The organism is Paenibacillus sp. FSL H8-0259 (assembly GCF_037963255.1).
Taxonomy (GTDB): domain Bacteria; phylum Bacillota; class Bacilli; order Paenibacillales; family Paenibacillaceae; genus Paenibacillus_AQ; species Paenibacillus_AQ phytohabitans.
Genome location: NZ_CP150147.1, coordinates 1,282,264 through 1,296,043 on the forward strand (window position 1 = coordinate 1,282,264; position 13,780 = coordinate 1,296,043).

Consider the following 13,780-nt stretch of genomic DNA (forward strand, 5'->3'; position numbering starts at 1 on the left):
TGCTGCTCCATAAAACTTTGAGGATGATTCACATGAAAATTGCGATAGCGCACGATTACTTAATCCAAATGGGCGGAGCGGAAAGAGTGGTGGAGGTTTTTCATCACATGTATCCGGATGCTCCGATCTTCACAACGGTTTTTAACGGAAGCCGCCTGACCGATAACCTCAAAGATGCGGATATCCGGGCCTCCTGGCTGCAGAAAATCCCCGGCGTGAAGCGGAATTTCAAAGGGGTGCTGCCGCTCTATCCCATGGCCGTCCGCGATTTGGACTTCAGCGGGTATGATATCGTCCTTAGCTCCAGCAGTGCTTTTATGAAAAGCATCCAGGTGCCCGAGTCTACATTTCATCTGTGTTACTGCCATACCCCCATGCGGTTCGCCTGGGATTATGACACTTACATGGAGCGGCAGTCGAATTCCGGATTATTCAAAAGACTGCTCAAGGTGTATATGCAGCGGCTGAAGAACTGGGACCAGCGTACCTCCAAAAATGTAAATCAGTTCGTAGCCAACTCCTCCGTCGTGAAGACGCGGATTCAGAATTATTACCACCGGGATTCCGATGTGATCTTCCCGCCGATCAATACAGCACGCTTCACCAGCTCCCCTACCATTGGAGATTACTATCTGATCGTATCCCGGCTGGTTTCCTACAAGCGGATCGATCTGGCAGTAGAGGCGTTCAACCGTAACGGTGTAAAGCTGTACATCGTGGGAGACGGGCCGGACCGCAAGCGTCTGGAAGGCATGGCTAAGGATAATATCTCTTTCCTGGGCCGGCTGGAGGATGAAGAAGTGACTGGACTGATGTCGCAGTGCCGGGCTTTTGTTTTTCCCGGAGAAGAGGATTTCGGCATTACGCCCCTGGAGGCGAATGCAGCAGGTAGACCGGTCATCGCCTATCAGGCCGGAGGAGCGCTGGACACGATTATTCCTTACGTCAACGGCGTGTTCTTCCAGCACCAGGAAGTTGATGATCTGCTCCAGGCCATAGATGAAGCAGAATCCTATGCGTGGGATATCGAGCAGATTATGGGCCATGCACGTAAATTTGATGAGCAGGCGTTTATGGTCCAGTTCAAGCAGTATGTGGAACAGGCCTACGTCAATTTCCTAAAAGGAGGATGATTGTATGAAACTCGCAGTAATCGGTACCGGATATGTAGGTCTTGTCTCAGGTGTCTGCTTCACCCTTAACGGAAATCATGTCATCTGTGTGGATAAGGATGAGGCGAAGATCGAGAAGCTGAACCGGATGGAATCCCCAATCTATGAGCCGGGTATTGAGGCACTGATCGAAATGAATCTCCGTGAGGGCAGGCTGAGCTTCTCGGCCGATCTTAAGGATTCGGTCCGCCGCTCCGACATCGTCATCCTTGCCGTAGGGACCCCCTCACTGCCGGGCGGTGAAGCGGATCTAAGATATATCGAAGGGGCAGCCATTGAAATTGCGCAGGCAATGGAAGGCTACAAGGTCATCATGACCAAGTCAACCGTACCCGTAGGCACCAATGAGAAAATCCGCAATTTGATCGCTTCGCACACGAATCATCCCTTCGACATTGTCTCCGCCCCTGAGTTCCTCCGTGAAGGCTCCGCGATCCGCGATACGCTGCATCCCGACCGGATCGTGATCGGACTCGATAATCCTGAGCTTGAGCCGATGATGCGCCAGCTTCATCAGGGCTTCACAGACAATGTGTTCGTCACGGATATCCGCAGCGCCGAGATGATTAAATATGCGTCAAATGCATTCCTGGCTACTAAAATATCGTTCATTAACGAAATCGCCAATATTTGCGAAAAAGTGGGAGCTGATGTAACCGAGGTGGCCGAGGGCATGGGAATGGACCGGAGAATCGGATCTACCTTCCTGCAGGCCGGTATCGGTTATGGAGGCTCCTGTTTCCCGAAAGACACCAATGCGCTGATCCAGATTGCCGGCAACGTGGACTACGAGTTCAAGCTGCTGAAATCGGTGGTCGAGGTCAATAAAGGCCAGCGCTTCATGATCATCTCCAAGCTCCATGAGTCGTTGGGCAGCCTGCGCGGCGCAGTCATCGGCATCTGGGGCCTCGCCTTCAAGCCGAACACTGATGATGTCCGCGAGGCGCCTGCCCGTGAAATCGTTGAAGCGCTGGTAGCCGAAGGCGCCACGGTGAAGCTCTATGATCCGATTGCCGCCGAGAATTTCCGGGCGCAATATGATCACCCGCAGCTCCGCTGGTGCGGGCTGGCGGAAGAGGCTGCCGAAGGCAGCGATGCGGTATGCCTCCTGACCGACTGGAGCCAGTTCAAGGATATCGACCTGCATCTGCTGGCGAAGAGCATGCGCCGTCAGGTGTTGATCGACGGCCGCAATGTCTATAGCAAAGAGCAGATCGAAGGAACCGGCCTGGAGTATCATTCTGTCGGACGCCCGCAGATGGGCGGCCTTAGCGGATTCTCCGCCAGCGTTGCTGGCGCGGTCTAAGCTCTTGGTCTATCAGTGATCCCGCAGCCTCCCACTGAAAGTGTGCTGTACGGGGAAATTAAGGGGGAAAATCCCTCTAATTCCGCCAAAAGTGTGCTGTATGGGGAAATTAAAGGGAAAAATCCCTCTAATTCCGCCAAAAGTGTGCTGTACGGGGAAATTAAGGGGGAAAATCCCTCTGATTCCGCCGAAAGTGTGCTGTACGGGGAAATTAAGGGGAAAAATCCCTCTGATTCCGCCGAAAGTGTGCTGTACGGGGAAATTAAAGGGAAAAACCCCTCTAATTCCGCCAAAAGTGTGCTGTATGGGGAAATTAAGGGGAAAAATCCCTCTGATTCCGCCGAAAGTGTGCTGTATGGGGAAATTAAGGGGAAAAACCCCTCTAATTCCGCCGAAAGTGTGCTGTACGGGGAAATTAAGGGATAAATTCCTCTGAATGCACCGGATGTGGGCCAATGGAGGAAATGAGGGGCATTAGTGCTCTTGATTCCACCGCCGCGTAAGTGAACGTAAAACCTTGGAACAAGAGTGTTATGTTTCCCCTTCGCTGCTACAGCGAGCGGAAATCCCTTGGAACAAGATGCATTTAATCCCTTAAATCTCTCACCGCCGCTTAGTTGAGCGGCGCCGCCTTGGAACAAGCGTGAATGGCCTTGCCGCCGCAAAAGCAGGCGGGGCAGCCGCAGGTTCAATTGCCGCAACAACAAGCGGCAGCAGCTGATTCAATTGCCGCTCAACCAAGCGGCAATAGCCGGATCTTTAGCCGGGAGCTTAGCCTGCGGGCGAAGCGAATAAGCCAGCTGTTATGTAATGGAACGGAGAGGAATTTTGGAACTGTAGGAGCGTTAGCGTCCGCCTTTGTCTCCGGATTTCTACCGCGATAAGCGGTTTAAATCAGGAAATCTGGAGACAACAGCGGCCGAAAGTCCAAACATTCCTTGCAGTGACCCTCATAACAGCCGCCTTTAGGCTTAAGCAAACGCAGCCTGCTCCCAATAACAATCCGATATTTTCGCGACATCATATAAACTTAGGAGGGTTCACTTATGAAACTAGTACTTCTATCAGGCGGTTCTGGTAAACGGCTCTGGCCTTTGTCCAATGATTCACGTTCGAAGCAATTTCTGAAAGTACTGGAAAGCCCGGCAGGTGAACCGGAATCCATGGTACAGCGGGTATGGAGACAGCTGCAGGAGACAGGGATGGCGGAATCGTCCTACCTGGCTACCGGCCGCAGCCAGGTAGAGATGATTCAGAGCCAGCTGGGCAGCGGGGTGCCGATTATCGTTGAGCCGGAGCGGCGCGATACCTTCCCTGCCATCGCACTGACAGCAGCTTATCTGTATTCGGTCGCCGGTGTTTCACCAAGCGAGACGGTAGCCATCCTGCCCGTCGATCCTTATGTGGAGTCGTCCTTCTTCGAAACCGTTCTGCAGCTGGAGAGCACGATGCTGGAGAGCGGCGCCAATCTGGCGCTGATGGGCGTAGTTCCGGAGCATGCCTCCGAGAAATACGGCTATATCATTCCTACCAGCGCCGAAGCGGGGGCGAGCGGGTATCTGCAGGTGAGCCACTTCCAGGAGAAGCCGGACCGCAAGCAGGCTGAGGAGCTGATCAGCCGGAACGCGCTCTGGAACTGCGGCGTGTTTGCTTTCCGTCTAGGTTATCTGCTGGATATTCTGCAGCGCAAAGGACTGCCGCTGAACTATGAGGAACTGCAGAAGCAGTATAAACTGCTGGCTTCCATCAGTTTTGATTACGAAGTGGTGGAAAAAGAAGAGAATATCGTGGTTCAGCCTTACGCCGGATTCTGGAAGGATCTGGGCACTTGGAACACGCTGACTGAAGAAATGACCAGCAATCATGTCGGCAAAGGCTTCGTCACTGCAGATTCCGAAGGCACCTGCCTGATCAACGAGCTGGACATTCCGATCACCGTGATCGGAGCGAAGGATCTGATTATCGCCGCCAGCCCGGACGGAATTCTGGTTACGCACAAGGCGGAGAGCCCGCGCATTAAAGAAGTGCTGAAATCTTTTGAACAAAGACCGATGTACGAAGAACGCCGCTGGGGCCACTACAAGGTAATTGATTATGTGAAATATGCGGAAGGCAATGAGGTGCTGACGAAGCGAATCTTTATCTCTGAAGGTAAAAATATCAGCTATCAGCTGCATCACAAACGCAGTGAAATCTGGACCATTGTCAGCGGTGAAGCCAGCATTGTGCTCAATGAGAAAATGCATAATGTGAAGGCGGGGGATGTCGTACGGATTCCGGAAGGCACCAAGCATGCGATCCTGGCATTGACAGATATGGAATTTATCGAAGTGCAGACCGGCTCTGAGCTGGTGGAGGAAGATAACATCCGAATCACCTTGGATTGGGAAGATATCGCCTTGCAGCAATTCATTTCATAGGTCTAATCTATCTATATAACCAATTGTTACAAATCCAAAACAGGTATTAAGAACCATTTATTAAGAAAAATTCATTTTTGCTCTAAATTAAAACTAAATAGGGACGATACTTACGGTAAGAGGGATTAATCCTTCCAATACGACAAAGGCAAACCTAATCGAAAGATAGGGACGCAAAGCTATAGGGCCTTCGCAAGAGTGGCAGCCTGGCTACCGAAAGGAAGATGGATTTTGATAACTTACCGTAAGTCTCGTTTGCTGTGCACTGTGCTGTCTCTGGCCCTTTTATTGACTGCAGTACCTCTGGGACTCGGCGGAATGCCTTCATCTGCAGAAGCTGCGTCTAGTTCCAAAGCGCCCGTTAATCCGGAGGCTTCAACCGAAGCAGTCAGATTGCTGGATGATCTGTATTCTATCACTGGAAAAGGCATTATTACCGGCCAACATGACTATCTGGAAAGTCCGGACGAATTCAGCAACAAGCTGAAAGGAACCAGCGGACAATATGCTGCTCTTCACGGCTATGAACTGGGCGTAATCAGCGGGCAATCGGAAAGTACAGCAGCGGCGCAACGCAGAAATGTTGTGAACAGCGCGATCAACTGGTATAAGGGCGGCGGCATTGTAGCCATGACTTTTCATGAGAATCTGCCCGGTACCGCATACCTCTGGTCCAATGTTCAGAAACCGCTGAGCCAGGCGGAATTCAATAAATATATTACTCCGGGTACAACACAGTACACTGCATTGATTGCAGATCTGGACAAAGTGGCAGTTTCACTTAAAAGCCTGCGGGATGCTGGTGTTCCCGTACTCTGGAGACCTTACCACGAAATGAACGGTGACTGGTTCTGGTGGGGGAAGAAAAATAACTTTGCTGCGCTTTGGAATATTATGTATGACCGTTTCGTAAACGTTCATAAATTAAACAACCTGCTGTGGGTATGGAACCCCAATGCACCCAATGCCTGGTCTGATCCTTATGCGCTGACCTACCCGGGGGCTGACAAGGTGGATGTACTCGCGGCAGATATATATGAGAACGATTATATGAATAAATATCATGACAGCCTGCTCGCACTTGCGAATGGCAAACCGATTGCCATTGGCGAGAATGGACAAATGCCAAGCACAGCAAAGCTGCAACTCTCACAGAAAAATTGGGTATATATGATGAGCTGGGGAAAAATGCTGTATGAAACCAACACAGTTGCTACCATCAAAGGTTTCATGAGCGACAGCTATACTGTGACCCGGGACGATTATAAAGCAGGCACATTTGCTACGGCGACGCCGAAACCAACAGCAACGCCAACGCCGGAACCGACAGCAACGCCAGTACCAACAGCAACACCAACGCCGGTACCAACAGCAACACCAACGCCAGTACCAACAGCAACACCAACGCCGGTACCGACAGCAACGCCAACGCCAGTTCCAACAGCAACACCAGCGCCGGTACAGACTGCAATGCCAATACCGATACTGACGCCGCCCCCTGCTTCCAATGATTCTGTGACGGCCCCCGTCGTTCAGAATGGTCTTCAGGGAGAATACTACAAGAACATGACGCTTTCGGGCACTCCGGTTCTGGTCCGGAATGATGCGCTGCTGAACTTTAACTGGCGCCAGGCAGCGCCGGATGCCAAGCTTGGAGTGGATAGCTTCTCCATACGCTGGACGGGTCAGATCAAACCTTCTTTCAGTGAAACCTATCAGATTATCACTACATCCGATGATGGTATCCGCGTCTATATTGACGGCACAGCTGTAATCGACAGCTGGACCAAACAGAGCGGTACCGAGCGTACAGGAAGCATAAACCTGCAGGCAGGCCGGCTGTATGATATCAAAGTGGAGTATTACGAGAATGCCGGCGATGCCAATATCCGCCTGATGTGGCAGAGTCCAAGCCAGGCGAAGGCAACTGTCCCTACAAGCGCGTTATTTGTGAACACGGCTGCTTCTTCAGCCAGCAAAGCAGCTTTGGATGCTCCGGCTGTGACTGCAACACCAGTACCAACAGCAACGCCGTTACCAGTATCAACACCAACACCGGTGCCAACAGCAACGCCGACAGCGGCACCAACGCCGACAGTGGCACCAACGCCGACAGCGGCACCAACGCCAACAGCGGCACCAACGCCGACAGCGGCACCAACGCCGACAGCGGCACCAACGCCAACAGCGGTACCGACGCCGGCAGAAGCTCCATTACCGGAGAATCTTACGGCCGAGGCTCCTGCGGCGAATGGGCTGGTTGCGGAATATTTCAATAATATGACGTTGTCTGGTGCTCCGGCAGTGGTACGTACCGATGCAGTGCTTGACTTCAACTGGCGTCAAGGCACGCCGGATGCCGCAATCGGCATAGATTTCTTCTCTGTACGCTGGAGCGGTAAGCTCAAGCCGCTATACACTGAGACTTATCAGATTTATACCACTTCAGATGACGGCATCCGCGTACGGATCAATGGTGAGCTTGTGATCGACAGCTGGATGAAGCAGAGCGGGACCGAACGCACAGGAAGCATAAGCCTGACAGCCGGTCAGCTATATGATATACAAGTGGAGTACTATGAGAATCAAGGAGATGCCAGAGCACGCCTGATGTGGGAGAGTCCGAGCCAAGTTAAGGCAACGGTTCCTGCGAGCGCACTGTTTCTCCCTTCCGCTTCCTAAGATCATACCCCCGCAGCTGCATTCATTATTGGCGCTGATACTGGTTAAGACGTTACAATTCTAAATCCTATAAAGTCCAATCTTAATGGCCCTGCTTATCAGCAGGGCTACTAAGCTATAGACCATCCGGGTAATTCAATGCAGCCTCTTAACAGAGAACTGCATGCCTGCACGCCTAAGGCGGCAGTGAGGCCCGGGGAAAGGAGATTATATTGAACACTTACCGTAAGTACAGGCTATATACAACAATTATTCCAATTATCCTTATCCTTTCTCTTCTGCCATGGGGGGAGGCGCGCAGTCTTCCGGTAGCACGTACCGTCAATACTCCTGCCGCTCCAATCAAACCCGTTAATTCCTCCGCTTCCAAGGAAGCCACCGCACTGTTAAGCTATCTGTCCGATCTCAGCGGCAAGGGCATGATCTCCGGCCAGCATGATTACCTGGAGAGCCCCGATGAATTCAATAATAAGCTTAAAAATGCAAGCGGGCAGTATGCCGTTCTGCACGGCTACGAGCTGGGAGCCATTAACAACCAGTCCGAAGAGACCATTGCTGGGCAGCGCCAAGCTGTCGTAGACAGTGCCATTAAGTGGTACAAAGGCGGAGGCATTGTGGCGATGACCTTCCATCAGAATCTGCCGGGAACCGCTCCCGAATGGGCTAATGTAAAAATGAATCTGAGCCAGGACAAATTTGACGCGTACGTTACTCCGGGAACTCCGCAGTACAAAGCTCTGATTGCCGAGCTGGATGAGGTAGCCGGGTACTTGGGAGAACTGCGGGATGCCGGAGTTCCGGTTTTATGGCGTCCATATCATGAAATGAACGGCAACTGGTTCTGGTGGGGGCACAAGGATAACTTTGCCCAGCTGTGGGATATAGTGTACGACCGTATGGTGAACACACATAAGCTGAATAACCTGCTATGGGTATGGAACCCGAATGCACCGAACGAGTGGGCAAAGCCTTACAGCGACTATTATCCGGGTGCCTCCAAGGTGGATGTACTGGCAGCCGATATTTATAACAATGACTTTAAGCAATCCTATTACGAGAACCTTCTGAAGCTGGCAGACGGCAAACCGATCGGTATCGGGGAGAGCGGAGAGCTTCCAGACCCTGTCATATTGTCTCAAACCCAGAGTAAATGGGTATATACGATGACATGGGGGAAAATGCTGCTCGAGAATAATAATCTCCAGAAAATTCAAAGCTTTATGAGCAATAAGTACACCGTATCACGGGATGATTACAAGCTGGCACTAAATGCTCAGATCAACACACTTACTGCGGTATCGCGCAACGGTCTCAAGGGGCAATATTTCGGCAATGCGGAGCTGTCCGGCAAACCGCTGCTTACCCGGAATGACAACAGGATTGACTTCAACTGGCATGGGGATTCACCGGCGCCGGGAATCGGCAAGGACTCTTTTTCCGTACGCTGGACCGGTAAGATCAAGCCAGTCTACAGTGAAAAGTATACTTTTACAGCCTCTTCCGATGACGGCATCCGTGTGTGGATCGGCGGCAAGCTGATCATTGACAGCTGGAAGAAGCAAAGCGGTGTCAGCCGGGAGGGAAGTATAACTCTTACAGCCGCAACTGCCTACGATATTAAAGTGGAGTATTATGAGAATCACGGTGACGCAAGCGTCCGTCTGATGTGGCAAAGCCCGCGCCAGAAGCAGGCGGTGATTCCCCAGAACGCGCTGACTCTTCCTTGAGGAATGAAGCTGGTCATCACGAATGCGGCTCTACGGAAACCGGTACATTACAGCCACCCTGGAAGAAAGTGAGGACAAGGGAATGAGGACTAGACTCAAAACAAAGAGAAATAAACCCATTCATCTACTACTAAAATTTGCAGCATTGATCATCTTGTTTCTGTTGTCCGTTTCTGTCTTCGGAGAGGATGGGACAAATAGCGGCGAGGTGGAGGTTGACATGTCGGAATTATCTGCAGCCAAGGATGCGGGTCCCGCAGTTCCGGAGGGGACTGTACTATGGAAGCTGGGCCAGCATGACGGCTCAGCCGCAGAGTTTGCAGCAGCCGGATCAAACGGGGCCAAGGGGGTATTCAGCGTTGCTTCAACCGCAGTGAAGGCGGCGGAGCTTCAGAGTATCCCGTCCGGGCTGCACGGCGCTACCAATCCTGAACTGCGGATTACCTACAAGCTGGATAAGATCCCGGTTAACGGGGTCTTATTTCGTGTCAGCATCCTTGATGCCTACAAATCCGTACCGCAGATGAGCGTATTCTCTAACCGGCAGCTGTCAGGGATTATTCAGATTGCCGGTGTGGACGGTACGGACAGTAAATACGATTTCCGCAAAACCTATGAGCTGTACATTCCCAAAGAACAGCTCATCAGCGGAACCAACGAGCTGACACTGCGGGCAGCGCGCGGGATCTATTCCTCCGCTGCGGAGGATAAGTATAACTGGTGGACATGGGATAACCTTAGTCTGGAAGCACTGAAGACTCCGGTCAAGGAGCCGATTCACGGGAGCTATACGCTGACCGGAACCATGGTCAACAACAAACAGTTCTATTTTGACAAAGGTGCAGTTACGCATTTGCCTTATATTATGAAATGGCTGGGTTTAGCCTACAGCGGCAACATTATGCGGACCAGCTGTGCCAGCGATGTGGGCAGATCCTGTGAGAATATGGGAGAGTACTACGAGGTCCTGAAGGATTATAATATGCAGGCTGTTGCCCTCTATCTGTACACGGGTGATATCAAGCTCAAGGAAGACGGTTCACTGCCGGATGATGCGGAGAAGAAGCTGACCGATTATTTCAAGCAGTACGGCCAGTATTTCCAGTATTATGAGGTGGATAATGAGCCCGGACTGTTCAACCGTTCCAAAGCAGTCAATCTGGCGATAGCCGACTGGCTGAATAAGAAAGGCAAGACGATCGCACCGCATCTGCAGACGGTGGCCCCGGGCTGGGCATACTGGCCGGGTTACAGCGAAGATTCCTGTGGTAATCAGAAGGGGACGCTTAAGCAGTGCGGAGATCCGGACGGCTGGGAACGGGACCCGGAGCAGCGGAACGAGCTGGAGGAAGTAACGGATTTGACCAATGGGCATTCCTATGGTGAATCCTACATTTTCAGCAATGGAGGCAGCTTTACAGAGAACCTGAAGACCTTTGGGGGAGCTGTAGACGGTCTCAGCAAAAAAATGCTCACCACCGAATTCGGCACCTCGGATTCTCATGTGGATGCCTATCAATACGGCGCGTCCGAGCGGACTGCGGCGGTGTTTGACCGGATTATGCGGGGGCATATCGGATATGCCGATATGTTTGTGCAGCATGCCGCTTTCTTCAAGAACTTCAGTCTGTTCAAGTACGGCTTCAACCTGGAGGAACATGATCCGGGAGCTACAGAGATTTATTATACCAAAGAAGGTGAAGACTCACGCGTAAGTATTATGCGCCGGCTGGATTTGGCTTATGCCACACACGGGGCGCCGCTGAGCTACCAGATTACGAACAAAGATGATTTGGCTGACAAACTGGTGTATGTGCGGGCGGTAGACACTTCCACCCTTGAGCCTCTGGCAGGCAGCGGAGCCACATCCAACAAACTGCTTGTGAACTTTGTCAATTTCGAAGAAACCGAGCAGACGGTTAAAGTGAAGGTGACCATGCCGGAGAAGACCGTATATGAGGGTGAACGCTTTGGCCGCGGAGATACTTATGAAGAGGCACGCAGCTATATGTCGGGCAGGAATGCTACGCCTGTGCTGGAATTCACCGAAACGCTGGCTCCGGGTGAGGCGGTGCAGTATATTCTGCAGCCCTCTTCCGAAGTAGCGGATGTGGCGCCGCAAGGCTTCAAGGCCGCGGCAGTCAAAGGGCTGTCGATGCATCTGAGCTGGCTGGAGGCTCCCGGGGCAAGCTATGAAGTGCTCCGGGCCGACGGCCCGGGCAGTGAACTGAAAGTGATTGCGGCAGGTGTGCAGAGCACAGAGTACACTGACAGCAAACTGCAGGAGGGCACATTGTATACTTATGCGGTAAGAGTGTCAGGCTCTGGCGTCATGTCGGAGAAGACGCAGATTACAGCAACCGGACTCGTCCCGCTGGACCGGACCGGCTGGAAGGTTACGTCTAATGTGAACACGGCAGCCTCGAAGCCGGAGAGTGCCATTGACGGGGACCGGCGCACACGCTGGGATACCGGTAAGCACCAGGCATCAGGTGAATACTTCCAGATTGATTTAGGTGCAGTACATGCAATAGAAGCCATAGAGCTGATTTATACTTTATCGTCGTATGATTATCCGCGGGGATATACCGTCCAAGTATCCGATGATGCCAAGAGCTGGACACAGGTAGCATCCGGCAAAGGGAAGCTGGAGTTGACAAGAATTGCTTTTTCCCAGGTCCAAACCCGTTATATCCGCATACAGCAGACAGGTTCCGGAGGCAACTATTGGTCGATTCAGGAGCTGCAGGTGTATTCAAGAGAATAAAGGACGGCATAATAAGCTCCGTGGATTTAAGAAGCCACCGGGGTTTTTTGCTGCGAAGTATGAATGGGAAAGGGGTGAACCGGATCGATGACTCATCTTGCAGATCAAATTATTCTGCTGCTGGCGGCTTTGCTGCTGGTAGGCGTGCTGTCCACCAAATTCTCCACCCGTTTTGGAATGCCCGCACTGGTTCTGTTTATCGCTGCCGGGATGGTGCTCAGCCATTTCATTTATTTCAACAATGCTTCATTAACACAGATCGCCGGGATTTTTGCGCTTGTGGTTATTCTGTTTGAAGGCGGAATGCAGACGAGTATGAAGGATATCCGTCCGGTCATGAAGCCGGCGCTGTCGCTGGCTACGGCAGGTGTGCTTGTGACAACGGGGGTTGTCGGTGTTTTTGCCAGATTTATATTAGGCGTGCCGTGGGCGGAGAGCTTCCTGTTCGGGGCGATTGTCGGTTCGACGGATGCGGCTGCGGTGTTCTCAGTACTGGGCGGCAAAAACATTGATAAACGCCTGACCTCCACACTCGAAGCAGAATCAGGCAGCAACGATCCGATGGCGGTATTCCTCACCGTCTCCCTGATCGAATGGATACAGCATCCTGATACTGCAATCTGGAGTCTGGTGCTCTCCTTCTTCTGGGAGATGGGGATTGGTCTCCTGCTGGGGATTCTTATCGGTAAGCTGGCTACATATCTGATCAACCGGATCAATCTGGACTCCACCGGGCTGTACCCGGTGATGGCCATCGGCTTTGCGGTTCTGACCTACGGGGTTTCGGCGATGGTCCACAGCAGCGGTCTGCTTGCCGTCTATGTCATGGGGCTGGTGCTGGGGAACTCCGAGCTGATGTATCACCGTACGATCATGAATTTCAATCACGGCTTTGCCTGGATGATGCAGATTGCCATGTTCATCCTGCTCGGACTGCTGGTCTTTCCCCAGGAGCTGGCGGATATTGCCTGGCAGGGTATACTGCTGTCCGTTATTCTAATGGTAGTAGCAAGACCTGCGGGTGTATTCATCAGTCTGCTGTTTGCCAAGTTCTCCTTCCGCGAAAAGACACTGATCTCCTGGGCCGGACTCAGGGGCGCCGTCCCCATTGTGCTTGCGACCTACCCGCTGCTCGCGGGGCTTCCGCAGGGCCGGCTGTTCTTCAATGTCGTTTTCTTCGTAGTCCTGACCTCGGCGGTCATTCAGGGAACGACCATTTCGCCCTTGGCATCGCGGCTTAGACTGGTAGGACGGGAGGATGCATCCCAGCCGTCGCTGATGGAGCTCGTGGCTCTTGGCAAGACGGATTCCGAATTTAACCACATCGGGATTGACCGGCATATGCCGATTGCCGGGATGCAGATTGCGCAGATCGGGCTGCCGGATGATATCCTGTTCACCGCGATTATCCGCAACAAGAGCATCGTGACGCCGCATGGCAGCACGGTTATTGAACCGGGTGATACAGTATATGTACTCAGCCCCAAGACCAAACGGGACGAGATGCGGGCGATCTTCCGGAGCGGGAAGGGGAAGGCGGCGGAGACAGATATCACATCGGTTTAGGATAAATGTGAGCTTCTCTGCCGGGTGAAGTGATTTGTGTCAATATAGCAGATTTTACAGCATTGTGACCGAAATAATAGGAGGTTCCGAAAGGGGAATGCTAGAATTTGCAGTAACCCTATATCATAAAACAGAGTTGC

7 protein-coding genes and 1 riboswitch are annotated in these 13,780 nt (G+C 52.2%); all 7 genes read left to right on the forward strand.

The window, feature by feature from the left end; genetic code table 11:
• Window positions 1–32 precede the first annotated feature (32 nt).
• Window positions 33–1,133: a glycosyltransferase gene (locus NSU01_RS05480; protein WP_042133962.1), complete on the forward strand. Its 1,101-nt coding sequence runs from the start codon at window positions 33–35 to the stop codon at window positions 1,131–1,133.
• A 4-nt stretch (window positions 1,134–1,137) separates the two neighbouring features.
• Window positions 1,138–2,478 carry a UDP-glucose/GDP-mannose dehydrogenase family protein gene (locus NSU01_RS05485; RefSeq protein WP_042133965.1) on the forward strand — a complete coding sequence of 447 codons (1,341 nt, stop codon included), beginning with the start codon at window positions 1,138–1,140 and terminating at the stop codon, window positions 2,476–2,478.
• 1,046 nt (window positions 2,479–3,524) lie between these two features.
• Entirely contained in the window at window positions 3,525–4,898 is a 1,374-nt protein-coding gene (locus NSU01_RS05490) for a sugar phosphate nucleotidyltransferase (protein WP_042133969.1), read from the forward strand.
• Between the two features lie 137 nt (window positions 4,899–5,035).
• A riboswitch (cyclic di-GMP riboswitch) is annotated at window positions 5,036–5,116 on the forward strand.
• A gap of 13 nt (window positions 5,117–5,129) precedes the next feature.
• On the forward strand, window positions 5,130–7,580 hold the full coding sequence (locus NSU01_RS05495) for a PA14 domain-containing protein (RefSeq protein WP_339302693.1): 2,451 nt from the start codon (window positions 5,130–5,132) through the stop codon (window positions 7,578–7,580).
• Window positions 7,581–7,792: 212 nt separating this feature from the next.
• Window positions 7,793–9,307 (forward strand): glycosyl hydrolase, encoded by a 1,515-nt coding sequence (locus tag NSU01_RS05500; protein WP_076247424.1) that lies wholly within the window; start codon window positions 7,793–7,795, stop codon window positions 9,305–9,307.
• A gap of 220 nt (window positions 9,308–9,527) precedes the next feature.
• A complete protein-coding gene (locus NSU01_RS05505; RefSeq protein ID WP_076247427.1) occupies window positions 9,528–12,074 on the forward strand; it encodes a discoidin domain-containing protein in 2,547 nt (848 codons plus the stop codon).
• 87 nt (window positions 12,075–12,161) lie between these two features.
• Window positions 12,162–13,640, forward strand: coding sequence for a potassium/proton antiporter (locus tag NSU01_RS05510; protein WP_042133975.1), 1,479 nt, complete (start codon window positions 12,162–12,164; stop codon window positions 13,638–13,640).
• Window positions 13,641–13,780 lie beyond the last annotated feature (140 nt).